The 16,549-nt window shown below is 41.1% G+C and carries 17 protein-coding genes, 1 pseudogene and 1 CRISPR repeat array; of the genes and pseudogenes, 13 read left to right on the plus strand and 5 right to left on the minus strand.

The annotated features are described in order from the left end of the window. Positions 1–36: 36 nt before the first annotated feature. On the minus strand, positions 37–309 hold the full coding sequence (locus V7K84_RS20970) for a helix-turn-helix domain-containing protein (protein WP_196511572.1): 273 nt from the start codon (positions 307–309) through the stop codon (positions 37–39). A gap of 329 nt (positions 310–638) precedes the next feature. Here V7K84_RS20970 and V7K84_RS20975 point away from each other — a divergent pair, with 329 nt between their 5' ends. Genes V7K84_RS20975 through V7K84_RS20995 form a run of 5 tightly spaced genes read left to right on the plus strand, consistent with a single transcriptional unit; the run spans position 639 to position 2,649 of the window. After that, positions 639–1,439 (plus strand): hypothetical protein, encoded by an 801-nt coding sequence (locus V7K84_RS20975; RefSeq protein WP_334840862.1) that lies wholly within the window; start codon positions 639–641, stop codon positions 1,437–1,439. After that, positions 1,436–1,927 (plus strand): hypothetical protein, encoded by a 492-nt coding sequence (locus tag V7K84_RS20980; RefSeq protein WP_334840863.1) that lies wholly within the window; start codon positions 1,436–1,438, stop codon positions 1,925–1,927. The genes V7K84_RS20975 and V7K84_RS20980 overlap by 4 nt, the downstream gene beginning before the upstream one ends. A gap of 17 nt (positions 1,928–1,944) precedes the next feature. After that, positions 1,945–2,220 carry a hypothetical protein gene (locus V7K84_RS20985; RefSeq protein ID WP_334840865.1) on the plus strand — a complete coding sequence of 92 codons (276 nt, stop codon included), beginning with the start codon at positions 1,945–1,947 and terminating at the stop codon, positions 2,218–2,220. A gap of 1 nt (position 2,221) precedes the next feature. Next, positions 2,222–2,419 (plus strand): hypothetical protein, encoded by a 198-nt coding sequence (locus tag V7K84_RS20990; RefSeq protein ID WP_334840866.1) that lies wholly within the window; start codon positions 2,222–2,224, stop codon positions 2,417–2,419. Next, on the plus strand, positions 2,416–2,649 hold the full coding sequence (locus V7K84_RS20995; RefSeq protein ID WP_334840867.1) for a hypothetical protein: 234 nt from the start codon (positions 2,416–2,418) through the stop codon (positions 2,647–2,649). The genes V7K84_RS20990 and V7K84_RS20995 overlap by 4 nt, the downstream gene beginning before the upstream one ends. A 372-nt stretch (positions 2,650–3,021) precedes the next feature. Here the strand turns inward: V7K84_RS20995 and xisF are convergent, their stop codons facing one another. After that, on the minus strand, positions 3,022–4,503 hold the full coding sequence (gene xisF / locus V7K84_RS21000; RefSeq protein WP_334840869.1) for a fdxN element excision recombinase XisF: 1,482 nt from the start codon (positions 4,501–4,503) through the stop codon (positions 3,022–3,024). 46 nt (positions 4,504–4,549) lie between these two features. Here xisF and V7K84_RS21005 point away from each other — a divergent pair. Beyond that, positions 4,550–5,173 (plus strand): annotated as a pseudogene (locus V7K84_RS21005) (ATP-binding protein); the annotation flags it as partial. Between the two features lie 358 nt (positions 5,174–5,531). On the opposite strand, the gene V7K84_RS21010 reads toward V7K84_RS21005, so the two are convergent. Beyond that, entirely contained in the window at positions 5,532–6,161 is a 630-nt protein-coding gene (locus V7K84_RS21010) for a type I restriction endonuclease (protein ID WP_334840870.1), read from the minus strand. Positions 6,162–6,372: 211 nt separating this feature from the next. Here V7K84_RS21010 and V7K84_RS21015 point away from each other — a divergent pair, with 211 nt between their 5' ends. The 4 genes from V7K84_RS21015 to V7K84_RS21030 all read left to right on the plus strand — a co-directional run bounded on the left by V7K84_RS21015 (position 6,373) and on the right by V7K84_RS21030 (position 10,213). After that, positions 6,373–7,389, plus strand: coding sequence for a YihY/virulence factor BrkB family protein (locus V7K84_RS21015; RefSeq protein ID WP_292724100.1), 1,017 nt, complete (start codon positions 6,373–6,375; stop codon positions 7,387–7,389). A 186-nt stretch (positions 7,390–7,575) separates the two neighbouring features. Then, complete coding sequence (locus V7K84_RS21020; protein WP_094350414.1) at positions 7,576–8,127, plus strand: DUF421 domain-containing protein; 552 nt, start codon at positions 7,576–7,578, stop codon at positions 8,125–8,127. A 51-nt stretch (positions 8,128–8,178) separates the two neighbouring features. Beyond that, positions 8,179–9,474 carry an adenylosuccinate lyase gene (gene purB / locus V7K84_RS21025; protein ID WP_334840871.1) on the plus strand — a complete coding sequence of 432 codons (1,296 nt, stop codon included), beginning with the start codon at positions 8,179–8,181 and terminating at the stop codon, positions 9,472–9,474. Positions 9,475–9,673: 199 nt separating this feature from the next. Then, positions 9,674–10,213, plus strand: coding sequence for a DUF4126 domain-containing protein (locus V7K84_RS21030; protein WP_334840872.1), 540 nt, complete (start codon positions 9,674–9,676; stop codon positions 10,211–10,213). 73 nt (positions 10,214–10,286) lie between these two features. On the opposite strand, the gene hemH is transcribed toward V7K84_RS21030, so the two are convergent. Further along, positions 10,287–11,453: a ferrochelatase gene (hemH, locus tag V7K84_RS21035; RefSeq protein WP_334840873.1), complete on the minus strand. Its 1,167-nt coding sequence runs from the start codon at positions 11,451–11,453 to the stop codon at positions 10,287–10,289. 93 nt (positions 11,454–11,546) lie between these two features. Between hemH and V7K84_RS21040 the strand changes: the two genes are divergently transcribed. From V7K84_RS21040 to V7K84_RS21050, 3 genes are all read left to right on the plus strand, one after another. Then, positions 11,547–12,170: a class I SAM-dependent methyltransferase gene (locus V7K84_RS21040; protein WP_334840874.1), complete on the plus strand. Its 624-nt coding sequence runs from the start codon at positions 11,547–11,549 to the stop codon at positions 12,168–12,170. Positions 12,171–12,431: 261 nt separating this feature from the next. Continuing rightward, positions 12,432–12,953 (plus strand): DUF29 family protein, encoded by a 522-nt coding sequence (locus V7K84_RS21045; protein WP_334840875.1) that lies wholly within the window; start codon positions 12,432–12,434, stop codon positions 12,951–12,953. 5 nt (positions 12,954–12,958) lie between these two features. After that, positions 12,959–14,366: a CRISPR direct-repeat array (repeat unit 37 nt; unit sequence GTTTCAATCCCTAATAGGGATTTTGATTAATTGCAAT). A gap of 306 nt (positions 14,367–14,672) precedes the next feature. Continuing rightward, a complete protein-coding gene (locus tag V7K84_RS21050) occupies positions 14,673–15,503 on the plus strand; it encodes a dienelactone hydrolase family protein (protein WP_334840947.1) in 831 nt (276 codons plus the stop codon). Positions 15,504–15,515: 12 nt separating this feature from the next. Here the strand turns inward: V7K84_RS21050 and V7K84_RS21055 are convergent, their stop codons facing one another. Further along, on the minus strand, positions 15,516–16,457 hold the full coding sequence (locus V7K84_RS21055) for an extracellular catalytic domain type 1 short-chain-length polyhydroxyalkanoate depolymerase (RefSeq protein ID WP_334840876.1): 942 nt from the start codon (positions 16,455–16,457) through the stop codon (positions 15,516–15,518). Positions 16,458–16,549 lie beyond the last annotated feature (92 nt).

The following is a 16,549-nucleotide window of genomic DNA, read 5'->3' on the forward strand; positions in this document are numbered from 1 at the left end:
ATGTGAATTCTTTACCTCATGCACGGCTATCTGTACTTAGGATTCTCGAACACCATTAGTTAACAAGTCCTGATTATGGGGGAAAGCCATAGCCAATTCAGTGAGTGTACAACCCAAGATTTCAATAACTACAAGTGTTTCAGCAGGGCTTAAGTTTGGCATAGCGCGTCCGTTAATCCAGGCACTAACGGCTTGGCGTGACAACTTTCTCCCGGAAATTTCTTTCCAAGCAGATTCAACTTTTTCAGCAAATTGCTCCTGAGTTAATCCTCTACGTTCCAATAACGACATAAATTTATATCTCTTCATGCTCTTACACTTGGCAGTGTAAGGTCAGCCTGCTATATTTTAGCAAGGTTAACCTTACAAAAGGCTCCAGAATCAATGCAGGATGCCACTATCAAATCATGCGTAACAGAAAGCAACGTTTAACCTCCAAAAGAATCTCAAATTAAATAAGAATTTCAGTTTCAGTATTTCTCTAGCCAAATATTTTTGTCTAAATTTATCAACCCTGTAAAGGGCAAGTAAGGATATCACTTGGATGTAAAAAAGTCTACATCCGAAGTGTAATTTTTTCGTTTACTTAAAAATTCTTTGAAGCAAGTTTCAAGGGATTTGTAGTTGAAGAGGCACACATGACACTGCCAAATACCAACCAGCATTACCGTTTATCGCTGGGTAAAGCCATTCAGGACTATAAAGACGGCATTATCACGGCAACTGGACTTGTTTACTACACGGTAGGAATTTACCGAGCGCCAGGTCAAAAGCTGAGAGTCAAACATATCGAAGCTTTCTGTGCTGAACTAAGCATTGGAGTCAGCACCTTCTACAAAGCCATCAGCAAGCTGAAGCTCAAGGGGCGGCTGAATTGGGAGGCGATCGCTGGGCTTGACTTGTGGATTCCTGAATCAAATGTAGTCGAAATCCAGTCAGGTATTGAAGTTTCTCCAAACGTAGAAAGCAATTCTCCAAATGTAGAAAGCGATTCTCCAAACATAGAAACTAATTCTCCAAACGTAGAATTTAACCAGCCGAAATCTTTATCCAGCAATGATTTCAGCTTCTCTTCAGATATTTATCAAATATTTATCAACTCTCTCTCACCATCTGAGAGAGAGAGTTTTTTGAATTTTGGACTAGAGAAAGCCCAAAAACTACCCAAACCTCCAGAGCTACCTGAAGCATGGGTAAAACGGCACTGGGAGGAAATTCGTGGGGAATGGGAGAAAAACTTGAGGAGGCAAGGAAAGACCTCACAAGCAGAAAATCGAAGATGGGAAGATGACCCCAGAACACAGGAGTGGGTAAACCAAATAATCGAAAGCGGGTTTTTGGCATTTATCTACGAAAGCGGCGACCAGAACCCAGAACGCCAAGAGTTTTTTGATTGGGCTAGATGTAGCGGCGTATTGGACAAAGCGGAGGTAACATGAGCGATCCGCTTCCACAGCTACCTCCTAGCCGAGTTAACCGAGCAAGAAGTGGTGATGGTGTTGATAAAGAAATCTGGAAACCAAGTTGGAACTGTTTTTGTTGTCAAGATACGGGGAGAATTCATCCACACTTAGTTCACTTGGTAATTCCAGAGTACGACTGCGATCGCGATCGCATCCCTGTCTGCCAAAGACTTAAATGCTATGAGGGGTCTAAATGGATGCACCTCAAAGACAACTTAGATATGAGATTAACGGCTGCTATCTGTGGTGAATTGGATAGAATCAGCCGCGAAGATTGGAACAACACAGTAAAGCAAAAATTTTTAAACATTCAAGAATTAGCTCAAAAAAGGGCAATGCCTAATCAAATTTATAAGCGGACAGAGAACGATGAGCGTGAAGTGCAACTGAGAAAAGAACAGGTGCAATTTGAATTAGATAATTTTCAAGCAAAAGAAGAAGAAATTTGTCAAGAAGATATCTAAATTTGAGAGTTTCAAAGATGGATAATGATAACAAAGAAGCTTGTGAGCCACAGGCAAAAACAGAAATTCTCAATCAACTAGAAAAAAGATTTCCGCTTGGTTATTGGGTGAGAACGGAAGGTTGTTTGGCGCAAATTGTTGGTTATTGGGGATGTGAACACCAGTATTTACAACTTGATGGCAGAGACAAAAGCATTTTGTTTGGTTCTTACAGAATAACTAAATGCCAGCTTCTAAGCCGCACAGAAATGCTTCAACTTGGATTATCAATTGCTTTACCAAAGGAGGAATAGCGTGGCTGAAACTTTTCCCCAACTTTTGAATAGGCTGGCGATCGCTCACTTAGAGCGCAAAACTGCTGAATACATCCGACAGCTAGAAACTGTTGCTGAACTTGCAAAACATTCTGTGGAATTTGACGAAAACTTTATAGGCAGAAATGAACTTGTAGAAGCACTAGTCGAATTGGCAGAAATAAAAGAGGCAGCGTGAAAACACACAATCACTATATTGATGAAGAAGCACTTTGGCGGAAACGAGAACAACTAAGAACTGAGTGCCATCAACTGATAGAAAAAATTTTTAGACATCGCTATGGAATTAAATTACTTTTATGTGCAGTAGCAACCCTCTCGACAATCGCTGATTACAAAGCCAATCGTGTTAGTCGGTTTAAAACGACAAATAACAAACAAGAAGCGAGAAGCAAGAAATCGGAATAGAGAATGGGAAATATGAATTTACAGCTAGAGCTAGTTTGCTACCTGAGACGCGATGCTTCGATGCAAGAATCGGGCCGGTGTCACTGCATAGATAGGACTTATGCAAAAACTCTCTGAAATTCTTTTTTCACCGTGTACTCTGTGTTCTCTGCGGTTTTATTTTATGCTACCTGTGCGTAAGTTGATAGTCCAAACTAACCCCCAACTCCCCAATCTCTAATACCCAATCCCCGATATCCGTTCAGGTCAATTGAAAATTAGTTGTCATAGTGCATGGATGAAAAAGCACGAAAGTCTTATTAATTCGTTTAATTACTGAATTTTAGGATGCTGCACTATTGTAATAGTTGAGAAACGGCGATAGCCCACACATCAAATTTTCAGCCTGACCTCAACTACCTGACCATCTTGGACAACCACAGCTTCTATCAATTCCCGGTAAACCCTTTTTTTGTCGTCATTGCTGGCATTCATCCAAAGTTCGGCATCAGAAAATGCCCACAGTAACAATTCATGAGAAGCAGTGTTAATTTCCTGTGATTTGGATAACGAATAACGTAGTTGCGTTATTTGGCTTTCGATTTGGGCGATTGCTGTTTTGATTGCATCATTGGGAGCGATCGCGTTTGCCTCCTGAAGTTGAAAAAGTTGGCTCCGTAGTTTTTGGATCTCCGGGGATTCGGGTTCTATGGCAGGTTTAGTTACAGTTTGAGCAATAGCGGCGATTTGGGCTGCTTTCTTGGTAAGTGAATCAACTACAGCAGCTTCGATAATCTCCATCCTGATAACTTTCTTGTTATTACAGCTTCTCAGCCGCCAGTTTTTGCATTGAAAATAGTAGTTCATGTCTGGCGGAATGCCCATTTTTTTAGCTTTGTGATAGTTGTTTGCTCCACTAAGCGAATAGCAAGAAGCTCGGCACTCAGCACAAAAAACAAGGCCAGAACAGGGATATTTAAGGGCAGTACTACCATATCCCTTAAATTGCTGATTATGAGCAAGAATAGATTCTATTTCTCTAGATTCATCATCCGAGATTAGTTTGTGATCGGGATGAGTATCGTAATGGATTTGTGAGCGATCGCTATCCCTTCTTAAGTAAGGCAGATGCCCGCGTAGTACCGGATTCAAAAGCCAGTTTCTCAAACCACCTGGGCTAAATTTAAAAACACCTTGAGCCACACGACCACCCTTTTTCTTCTCACCAGCTTTGTTATTGTGGGCAAAAGTCTGAATTCCATAGCGTTCATTGATTTCCCTTAGTGCCAGCCGCAGGGTTTTTCTAGAGAACAAAGCATCAACGATTTCACGAGCAATTTCAGCCTTTGATATTTCTCGGCGTTCATTAATCAGGCACAGAAACGGCGAATAATCTAGCTGATGCTGGTCATTTATTTTTGTGTAACCAAAGGGTGGATTCATCGCCACTTTGCGATCGCGGAGATGCTGCCAGCCATGCTGAACCCGTTCAGAAAGTCGGTCAACTTCCATTTCAGCCAGCGCCCCCAGCATATTCAGGTGAAATTTACCCGCCGCAGTCTTCAAATCAATGCTGTCATCAAGCGCTCGTAGATTACAGTCGTGTTTTTGCAGGTCATCAATAGTACTTCTAAGAGTTGGGAGCGATCGCGTCAGTCGGTCAAGACGAGTAACAACAATTTCCTTGACCTGACCACGCCTCACTAAATCCATCAATTTATTAAATGATTTTCGGTCATTCCTGCTTCCTGATTCTATGTCAATCAATAATTCTTCAGCCCCAGCAGCCTTGAGGCGATCGCATTGCATTTCTAGAGCATGGGAGTTTTCTGCTTGTTCTCTGCTCGATACTCTCGCATAACCAATGATTTTCATGAAAAGACTGTAGATTGTGAGTCAATTTTAAACTTAAAAACGTAACTTATTTCTAGACGAGTTGACAGAATTTAAACGAGATGTGTTGGAATTTCTGCGTCAACCTCTAGAAGATGGCTATGTGACAATTTCCCGTACCAAACTATCGGTAATGTTTCCCGCGCAGTTTACTTTAGTTGCAAGTACCAATCCCTGTCCTTGCGGCTACTATGGCGATACGATCCAACAATGTACTTGTTCTCCCCGCCAACGCGAGCAATATTGGGCAAAACTTTCTGGCCCGTTGATGGATCGAATTGATTTACAAGTTGCGGTGAATCGTTTGAAACCAGAAGAAATTACCCAACAACCGACGGGAGAAACATCAATATCAGTACGCGAACGAGTGCAACAAGCAAGCGATCGCGCAATTACCCGTTTCCAAGGAGAAGTAAATCTGCGTTGCAATGCCCATTTGCAAAGTCGTCATCTCCAAAAATGGTGCAAGTTAGACGATCCTAGCCGCAATTTATTAGAAGCAGCAATTAGAAAATTAGGCTTATCGGCAAGAGCAAGCGATCGCATTCTCAAAGTAGCACGAACTATTGCAGATTTAGCGGGAGAAGATGAGCTACAAACCAATCATGTAGCGGAAGCAATTCAATATCGCACAATTGATAGAATGCAGTAATAATAGCTATTTTCAGGTAAATAGACTAGAAGATCCCCCTAAATCCCCCTTAAAAAGGGGGACTTTGATTCCGGTTCCCCCCTTTTTTAAGCTATGCGTTACCCACATCTTTCTTTACAATCTTGAAACCCATGTTCTATAACCTTCTTAGACATTGAGAATTTAGGTATACTTGACAAATTAGCTTTTAATCTTCTCGCTAAAACTGCGTTTTTATTGAGAATGAACAACGAACGAATCAGGGTTATAAAAACCTGAGTCAATACTCTCGCAAATGTTAAGAAAGATCCGGGTAATGGATAGCTTTTTTAAGGGGGGTTAGGGGGGATCTTTATACAGCTTGATACTTTTCAAACAACTAAGACGTAGGAGAAATCAACTGACCAATACGCTTGAGAATTTGCAAAACGGCGTACAGTTTTCTCGCGGATACAAACGGAGCAAAAACTCTTGACAAATCGTACTGTGGTGTATTTGTTTGCGTCACTTTGACAAATAAAATATCGTCTCCATTCGTCACCATCCCAAACACAGGTTTCCTGGGATTGGGGTTAGCCATCATATAAGCTAGAGCTTGCGGTACAGCCGACCAAACTGAGAGTGTGGTTTTTTTTGACTCCAACACCATCACCCATAACCGATCTTGTAACACTAAAATATCAATCCGTCCGCGTAGTATTTCCTCGCCATCATCCAGAATTAGTTCCACAGATGATTCAGCCTTAATTCTGAAAGGGGGATCGTAAAATCCAGAGAGTGCAAGTATTGGTGACACCAGCAATAAGATGACTGTCCCTTCTAGTAAATCACCTCCAGCACGGTGATAGATATACCTGCGGCGCACGACATCCACAGAGGCTTTTTCCGCTTCTGTAATTTCAGACAATCCCTCATACCACTCTGGGAAAAATTGCTCGTTTTCAACACGGACAAAACCAAATCGATTTTCTGCATCCTCAAGAGTGGTAATCGCTTTGGTCTGTGTCATTGCTTCGATCAAACATCAACGCATCTTTATTATCGCCAATTGGCGCGTAGGCGTATCCCACCGTAGACATCGCATTGTCATCTCACTAAAAAAATCTAAATTCTTCCCCAAGAACGCTTCACAAATACCCTTGGGAGGATGTCAAAACTCAGTAAATCAGTATCCAATATATCAGGGACTAAGCAACATTCCCTAGAAGGAGACTGATTGGATGAATTTGCAAGAAATTTGGAAGTTATTACAAGAGACATTCAAAGAATGGAGTGACGATAAAGCCTCACGGTTAGCGGCGGCGTTAGCTTATTACACGATTTTTTCTATTGCACCGTTGCTAATTATTGTAATTGCGATCGCAGGTGCAGTATTTGGAGAGGAAGCGGCAAGGGGTCAAATTGTCGGACAAATTCAAGGTTTAGTCGGGGTAGATGGCGCAAAGTTTCTCGAAACAGCCATCAAAAATGCTAACCAACCAAAGACAGGAGCGATCGCTTCGATTATTAGTGTCCTAGTTCTACTAGTGGGTGCTACAGGCTTATTTACTGAGTTGCAAGATGCCATGAACACGATTTGGGAAGTGAAACCCAAACCTGGACGTGGCATAAATAATATGATTCGCCTCCGCGTTTTGTCCTTTGCAATGGTGATCGGAATTGGCTTTTTACTTTTAGTTTCTCTAGTAATTAGTACGATATTAGCAACATTAGTAACGTACTTTAGTAACTTGTTGCCAGGTTTCGATTTCATCTGGCAGATTGCCAATTTAATCATCTCTTTTGCAATCACAACAGTGCTGTTCGGACTAATTTTCAAAGTTCTACCAGATGTCAAAATTGCATGGAGTGATGTTTTAGTTGGGGCTTCTCTCACCTCCGTTTTGTTCTCTATTGGGAGATTTTTATTAGGACAATATTTGGGTAATGGCAGCTTTGGATCGACCTATGGTGCTGCTGGTTCACTGGTGGTGATTTTAGCTTGGGTTAACTATGCCGCACAAATTCTTTTCTTCGGTGCAGAATTTACTCAAGTTTATTCCCGAAGGCATGGAAGCGGTATAGTCCCAACTAAAAATGCTGTACATATATCTGATAACACAAACTATAATGGCAAGGCTCCAAGAGAACAAGCATCGACTAATAAAAAACCATCCTCTCGCTTTATTAATCGCTTCTTTCAGTATTTTAGAAAGCCCAAACGCTTAAAGCAAAGAAGAAAAAATCAGCGTTTTTAATCCTTTATTGCTGGAGATTTATATTTGTAAATCTGATAGATATAGAAGTATCTAATATCCAGTGCAGCCAATTAGTTATTCTTGCCACAGTTGATGAGTAAAGTATTCAGCAATTCTGAATTTTGACTCCTTTTTATACTGTATTTTTTTCAGAAGTCTATTGAACAAGGAAGAAAATCAGTGCTAATGGAAAAATGGTTTTTTATCAATTGGCAAGCAATTTTTATTCCTAGCATCAGCATCTTTGAGTTGATTATCCGCGGATCGCTAGTTTACTTAGCGCTGTTCTCAGTGCTAAGACTACTTCCTAGCCGACAACTAGGAACATTAGGAATTACTGATTTACTCGTAGTTGTGCTATTTGCAGAAGCTGCTCAAAATGCTATGGCAAGTAATTACACATCAATTACTGAAGGCGCTATCCTGGTAGGAACAGTAATTTTTTGGAGTTACTTGCTGAACTGGTTGGGTTACAAACTTCCCCAGTTCCAACGTTTCCTGAATCCGCCACCGCTGCTATTGGTAAAAAATGGGCGGATGATTGAGCGCCATCTGCAACGAGAGTTAATTACAGATGATGAGTTGATGAGCAAGTTACGTCAGCAAGGTGTAGAATTTTTAGCTGATGTGAAGTTCGCGTATATAGAGGCTGACGGCAGGATTAGTATTATCATGTCCGATTCAAAAACTAGTTCCGTCCCTGAGCAAAAAGTAGCGTTAAAAAGCGATCTACATTAATTAGACATTAATTAGACTGTAAAATATGACGGTTGTATTCTGTGCCGAACTGTGATTGAGCGTTATACTTTACCCGAAATGGCTAATCTGTGGAGTGAAGCCTATAAACTAAAAACTTGGCTGCAAGTGGAAATTGCTGTTTGTGAGGCTCAAGCTGAACTTGGTTACATTCCATCTGAAGCGGTTGAGGAAATTAAGGCCAAGGCAGATTTCGATCCAAAACGGGTGCTGGAAATTGAGGCTGTAGTCCGCCACGATGTCATTGCTTTCTTGACAAATGTCAATGAATATGTTGGTGATGCCGGACGCTACATTCACCTGGGTTTAACTAGTTCGGATGTTTTGGATACGGCTTTAGCACTGCAATTAGTTGCCAGCCTGGATATTTTATTGCAACGTCTGGAAGATTTGATTCAGGTAATTCGCCAAAAAGCACGGGAACATCGTCATACAGTGATGGCTGGCCGATCGCACGGTATTCACGCTGAACCGATTACTTTTGGTTTTAAACTAGCTGGTTGGTTAGCAGAAGTGTTGCGACACCAAGAACGCCTGAGAATACTCCGCCAAACGATCGCTGTGGGTAAGATTTCCGGTGCAGTGGGAACCTATGCCAATATTGAACCGCGTGTAGAAGCGATCGCTTGTCAAAAACTCGGACTCGAACCCGATACGGCCTCAACCCAAGTTATTTCCCGCGATCGCCACGCCGACTACGTGCAACAATTAGCTTTGGTAGCTGCAACCATCGAACGCTTTGCTGTAGAAATTCGCAACCTACAAAAAACAGACGTTTTGGAAGTTGAAGAATTCTTCGCCAAAGGTCAAAAAGGCTCCTCAGCCATGCCACACAAGCGCAACCCCATCCGTTCGGAACGACTGACGGGAATGGCACGACTCGTCAGAAGTCATGCTGGTGCAGCTTTAGAAAACGTTGCTTTATGGCATGAGCGAGACATTTCTCACAGTTCTGTAGAACGGGTAATTTTGCCAGATGCTTGTACTTTGACGCATTTTATGTTGTCAGAAATAACCGATTTGGTCAAAAACCTGTTGGTCTATCCTGAGAACATGAAACGGAATCTTAACTGTTATGGCGGCGTTGTGTTCAGCCAAAAAGTGTTACTGGCTTTAATAGACAAGGGAAGCAGCCGAGAAGATGCTTATGCGATCGTTCAAGAAAGCGCTCACGCCGCTTGGAATCAGCCAGAAGGAAACTTCCAAGACTTGATTAGCAAAGATCCGCGTGTTACCCAAAAATTGTCTTCGGCAGAACTAGAGATTTGTTTCGACCCCCAGCAACATCTGCGGCACTTAGAAGAAGTTTACCAACGATTAGGTATTTAGGATTAATTTGCTTGTAGTGAGCGCTTAAGCGCTCACTACAAACCTGTTACCCAAAAAATACGCAGATATTATCAAAAAATATATATAAAGATACCAACAAAATTTAATATTGCAATCTGTTTGATGCTCGAATTATTGCCAGCACTGGGTAGTATACATAACAAATACTTAGTTATTTATTAATATTACGAGTGCTTTGATGATTGAAATCCTAGCCACACTTTCTGCCTCTGCGGCAGCAGGAATGAGAATAGGCATACCTTTGCTAATTATTGGATTATTGCAGGGTAGCAACTTGTGGTCACAAGTTCCAATTTTATCTCACATTTCTCCACCAATATTATTATGTTGCCTCACCAGTTGGTCATTAATTGAATTATTAGCCTCAAAAAAGCTCTGGGGGCAAAGATTGCTCCAAGTGGTTCAGTTATTCATGTCTCCCCTTGTAGGCGCAATTATGGGGTTAGGAGTTGCTACAGCAACAGCAACCCCAAACTGGCTGATTGCCATAATTGGAGGTTTATTAGCTTTGGTACTCCAACTCGTCCAAATTGGTTGGTTCTATCGGTTACGTGGCTTACCGTTGTGGGCAGTCTTCCTTCAAGATACCTTGTGCATTGCTCTAGTACTATTTGCCTTTGATGCTCCCTGGCAAGGAGGAGTAATTGCTTTGATACTGCTCTGGTTTGCAGTTCGTAGTGCGAAGCAGTGGTATGACTGGTATCGGCACAAAAGTTAGGAATGAAGATAGAAGTTAAAAGTTAGCGAGGAAAACTCCTAACTCCTAACTCCTAACTCCCAACTCTTTTCATTTACTGCAACAGCCCAATCATGTGCAAGAAACCGTGACCGGTAATCAGCTCTACGATTAAGGCAATAAAACCCAGCATCGCAATCCGACCATTCCATACTTCAGCACTAGTTGTCAGACCCCACTCCCAACGCTCTTGAGGGTACATCTTTACCATCTTTTTCATTTGGGCAGCTTGCGAAAGCTTGAAACTGGGGTTTCTCAGCGCATCAATCACTAATTCGGCTAGTGCATTAATAAATACTGGATGGGTATTAGGAGCCGGTACGCGGCGGAAGTTGTGAATTCCTGCTTCTTCGGCTACTTCTCGATACTCAATATCAATTTCTTGTAGTGTCTCGATATGCTCTGAGACAAAACTGATTGGCACGACAACCAAATCTTTCACACCTTCTGCGCCTAGTTCTTTGAGGGCATCTTCAGTATAGGGTTGGAGCCATTCTACTGGGCCGACACGACTTTGATAAGCTAAGGTGTGGACATTGGGCCGATTAAGAGTCTGCATAATCAACGCAGTACATTCTTCAATTTCCACTTGGTAAGGGTCGCCTGCTTCTTCAACATAGCTTTTGGGAACGCCGTGAGCGCTGAAGAATATATGAACCTCATCCGGGTTAGCGTACTGCTCAAGTTCCTGGGCTATGAGTTCCGCCATTGCTTGAAGATAGCCTGGTTGTTTATACCAAGAAGGAATGACGGTGTAATCAATCGGTTGAAGTTTTGGATCTTCTTGCCAAAGCTTATCTAAAAGCCGAAAGCTGGAACCACTGGTACTGATAGAAAACTGGGGATATAGTGGTAATATTACCAGATGTTCTACCTTATCTTGGGTAATCTGTGCGATCGCCTCTTCTGTATAGGGATGCCAATAACGCATTCCCACGTAAATATTAACTTCTTGCCCCAAAAAACCTAACTGTTCTTTTAAAGCTTCCCCTTGGGCTTCTGTAATCCGCCGCAATGGGGAACCACCACCGATTTGCTTATAATTTTCTTGAGATGTTCTGGTTCGCCGCGTGGCAATAAACCAGGCTAGGGGCTTTTGCAACCAGCGAAATGGTAGGCGAATAATTTCCGGATCGGAAAATAGATTGTACAAAAACGGCCCTACATCTTCTAGCTTATCAGGGCCACCGAGATTGAGTAATAAGACGCCTACACGACCCATAGCAGTTACTTTCCCCCAATCTTTTCAGGTTTTTTACTAATGTTAACAATATATCTTTATTAAATATAAAGCTTAATAGCAAGGAAATATGCAATGGCAACAATTTTAAGAGATTGGAGTTACCGCTATCAGTGGTTATATGATGGTATCTCTCGTTTAGCAGCCTTAAGTGTAGGTGGTGAAGCCCGTTTTCGGCAACTTGCTTTGCAAGGCTTAACAATTCACTCAGATTCTCAGGTTTTAGATTTATGTTGTGGTAGTGGTCAAACGACGGAGTTTTTAGTAAAAAATTCACAAAACGTAACAGGTTTGGATGCTTCACCAAAGTCTTTGCAACGGGCGCGGCTAAATGTACCGGAAGCTTCTTATGTAGAAGCTTTTGCCGAGGAAATGCCATTTGCAGATAATCTATTTGATGTGGTGCATACCAGCGTTGCATTACACGAGATGCAGCCTCAGCAATTACGAAAAATTATTAATGAAGTTTATCGGGTGCTGAAGCCAGGAGGAGTGTTTACGTTGGTGGATTTTCACGCTCCGACAAATCCGATATTTTGGCCTGGGATATCGGTATTTTTGTTGTTGTTTGAGACAGAAACAGCTTGGGAATTACTGAAAACTGATTTAGCTGAGTTGTTAGCTAAGACTGGCTTTGAAGTGAGTAAGTCTACTTTATATGCAGGTGGAAGTTTGCAAGTGATACAGGCGAATAAGTGAACAATATTACTTTATTAATGGCAGCTAAGAGGTTGTTTGAAAAGTGGTTGGCTGTGATTTTAGGCACTTATTGATCCCCCCAACCCCCCTTAAAAAGGGGGGCGAAACCTTTCAAAGTCCCCCTTTTTAAGGGGGATTTAGGGGGATCTAGAACGTTTTGCTACCAAGAAAAGGACTTTTCAAACATCCTCTAAGAGACTCTGCTATTAATAAAGTATAGGTTGTTTTTATATAGTACTTAAGCAGGTAGGCAAAGAAAAAGTGACGCAGGAACTAATAGACCTCAAAAAGAGTATTTTGGAAGGACGTTATGCAGATGCCTTAGCAATTGTAGACGAATTAGAAGGCATGAGTAAACAAGCTATTCTGCGGAATATCCAAGCTTATTTAAGGATTTTGCTGATTCATTTGATTAAGAACCAAGTAGAAAAACGATTAACTGGTTCATGGGCAAATTCTATTCGTAATTCAATCCGAGAAATTAAAAGTCTTAATATCAAAGATAATAAAAAATCTTACTATATTAATTTAGATGAGTGGGAGAGTTTGATAGAAGAGGAAGTGATTGAAGATGCGATCGCTGATGCCAGTGATGAAGTAATGAATGGAGTATATAATCAATTCCAACTGTCTGAAATAGTGGATAGGAACCAAATTATTCAGATTGCATTGAAGTTTTTGGCGCTAACTTATTCCTATTCAGCTAAGGAGTTACCCGCAGTTTTAGCTGAAAATTTAACTCAGTTATCCGGTGGAGAAGATTGGAAAACAGGTAGGCGGTAAAAAATGTTTTAATCCTTAATAAGTATTTTAATGAATTGCAATTTACTGGCAAGTGCCCTCAATGCGGGTATAAGTTTGTTTCAATCCCTAATAGGGATTTTGATTAATTGCAATATAGCGTTGTGCAACCGAGTTAGGATCAGCACCCAGGTTTCAATCCCTAATAGGGATTTTGATTAATTGCAATTCAACTGAAAACGCGATCGCCATTTTCGCACATAAGTTTCAATCCCTAATAGGGATTTTGATTAATTGCAATGATTATCTAGTTCCTCTGCACCCAAAGCTTTGGATAGTTTCAATCCCTAATAGGGATTTTGATTAATTGCAATCCAACAGTATTATGATTTCTTCTGATAATCTAGAGTTTCAATCCCTAATAGGGATTTTGATTAATTGCAATAATCTTTTGATTTGGCGGGATATACACTACATGAGTTTCAATCCCTAATAGGGATTTTGATTAATTGCAATGAAAAACGGAGGAAGTAGCCTACAAGGGGATCGAGTTTCAATCCCTAATAGGGATTTTGATTAATTGCAATTTCCGAGTTATCGGTTTGAATGGCAGCAGAAGAATTCGGTCGTTTCAATCCCTAATAGGGATTTTGATTAATTGCAATCCGCTTCTAGCCTCATTGCTTGGTGTAATGATCGTTTCAATCCCTAATAGGGATTTTGATTAATTGCAATGTGGGAGTGTAGTTAAACACTTCCCACGATTACGTTTCAATCCCTAATAGGGATTTTGATTAATTGCAATAAAACTTTGAATGTTCAGGGTTGTGTCTGTCTGGTTTCAATCCCTAATAGGGATTTTGATTAATTGCAATGTGTACCCATTCTGTGTACTGGATGATAGTGCCAGTGTTTCAATCCCTAATAGGGATTTTGATTAATTGCAATTTTTTAGAGCGCTCATTCTTGCTGGTGAAGTTTGCCGTTTCAATCCCTAATAGGGATTTTGATTAATTGCAATCAATTTTAAAATCATCTGGCGACTCTGCAATTTTCAGTTTCAATCCCTAATAGGGATTTTGATTAATTGCAATCCATGCCTATAGTTAATCAAGCAGTAAGACCTAAAGTTTCAATCCCTAATAGGGATTTTGATTAATTGCAATGCTTCAGCAGGTTTATCTAAATTGTATATTTCAACGTTTCAATCCCTAATAGGGATTTTGATTAATTGCAATGATTTACACTCTCACATGCTCTATTCGTGTTCTGTTTCAATCCCTAATAGGGATTTTGATTAATTGCAATGGTGCAATCTCTCAAGAATTGGCAGCAGAACGCTTGTTGTTTCAATCCCTAATAGGGATTTTGATTAATTGCAATTTTTCCGCTACCTCATGCACCTCCGTGCTTTCCGTGTTTCAATCCCTAATAGGGATTTTGATTAATTGCAATAGCGGGAGCCTGAAAGCCAAGCTATATTTAGTTTTCAAGGTGCGGTTGCGCGATTCTAGAGCAATCATAGCATTAGAGAATTTCTTTGGGAAGAGTGTCGGGAAAGGTTGAAAGCTGAAACTCAATTTTTGCAAGCATTTCAGAGATTGCGCGGATGAATTTGGACAATTATTAGGGTGAAACGCTTGTTGGTGTTGAGATAGAAGCACTTTTTTTCGGGTATGAAATTTGTACACCTACCCCTCCGCGCATTTGACCATACAGTAACCTGAATATAAAGGAACTTAGTAATTCAACGTAGAGATGATGAAAGAAATAACGCGCCGCAAATTTATTGCAACAGCGACAGTGGCGACAGGTTTTGCCCTGGCAGTACAACCCATTTCTGCCGGAGTCATCACTACTGATGCCAAGGGCTTAGTAGCTGGTGCAGTAAAAATTCCCGTCAAAGATGGCGAAATTCCTGCCTATAGAGCAGCACCAGCTACTGGTGATAATTTCCCCATCGTTCTGGTAATCCAGGAAATCTTTGGCGTACACGAGCATATCCAGGATATCACTCGTCGCTTTGCTCGGTTGGGATATTTAGCGATCGCACCCGAATTATTTGTGCGTCAAGGCGATGTCTCGAAGTTAAGCAATATAGACGAAATTCGTCCAATTGTCGCCAAAGTACCAGATGCCCAAGTGTTGTCCGATCTTGATGCAACGGTAGAGTGGGCAAAGAAGTCAGCTAAGGGTAATGGCGAAAAATTGGGAATTACAGGCTTCTGCTGGGGCGGTCGTATTACCTGGTTATATGCTGCACATAATCCCCAGGTGAAGGCTGGTGTAGCTTGGTATGGACGACTTGTGGGCGATGCTACCGAACTTCAGCCCAAGTATCCCGTTGATATTGCATCAAAACTGACAGCCCCCATTCTCGGACTCTATGGTGGCAAGGATACAGGTATTACTCTTGATACAGTAGAGCAGATGCGCGATCGCTTAAAGTCCAGCAGCAGCAAATCTAAAATTATTGTCTATCCCAATGCACCCCACGCATTTTTTGCCGATTATCGCCCTTCCTACCGCGAGCAAGAAGCTCAGGATGGTTGGAAACGCCTCTTGGCATGGTTTAAGGAAAATGGTGTTTAAAAAATTAGCTACTCATGAACTGTGACGCTGAAAAAAGTCCCAAATTGTTTCACTGGCGTTCAGCCCCAGCTTGGCATTGAATTTGTTTAGGTTCTCGTCAGTTGAAGAACCACCAGGCCAGAAATGTCCACCGTTTACTACCGCTAGCTGCCAGACTTCGGAGTTGCCACTACAACCCGTGTAGATAGCGGTTTTCACTTTATCTTCAGAAAAATTCGGAGATACATTTGATAAAGTACATCGATCGTGCGATCGCCAAAACTGTACCATGTCTGAGATCGAAACCAGCGCTCCTCGTTGAGTGTGGTCATCACCTTCATAAAGTACGTCGCGATCGTTTGTACCGTTGATTGTTAACATCGATATGGGAGTTTCCGGCTGGCAACTAGGTTTGAGTCTGGCTGGGAGCGAACCAGCTACAGATGCAAAACCAGCAATTTTATCGGGTAACTTACAAGCCAGTGCTTGGGTAAGTATGCCACCTCTAGAAAAACCGGTGGCATAAACTTTATGACTATCAATATTAAGTTGCTGCTGAAGATGATTAATCAAAGCACTGACAAACAAAACATCATCTACTTTTCCTTGAGCGTTACTTCTAAGACTCCATTTTTGGTCAATTCCATCTGGGTAAACAACAATAAATCCTTTTTGCTCTGCTAATTCATTGAAGCGGGTCACATTACTGATAGATTGACCATTACCATCATCTCCATGAAACACTAAAACTAACGGCATCGAGCGGTCTAGATGATAAGATTTTGGAGTGTAAAAATAGTAAGTACGTAATTTATCTTGATCGTATAGTTCTCCGTAATTATCACCAGTCAAGATTTTATCTTTAGTTATACTTTTTTCATCAGCCTGAATGGAATCACAGGCTGTTACTAAACTAATTCCTAATATAAATATCAAAAGTTTTTTAAAAAACTGAGAATTTTGATATATATTCATGTTGATTAAATTGACTTATGTCAGCTACCTGTATTTACTTCTAAGTCTTATTCAGCAATAAAATTTTAACTAATAAAGGCTAACAACTAAAG

The sequence above is a fragment of the Nostoc sp. genome (genome assembly GCF_036917315.1).
GTDB lineage: Bacteria > Cyanobacteriota > Cyanobacteriia > Cyanobacteriales > Nostocaceae > Nostoc.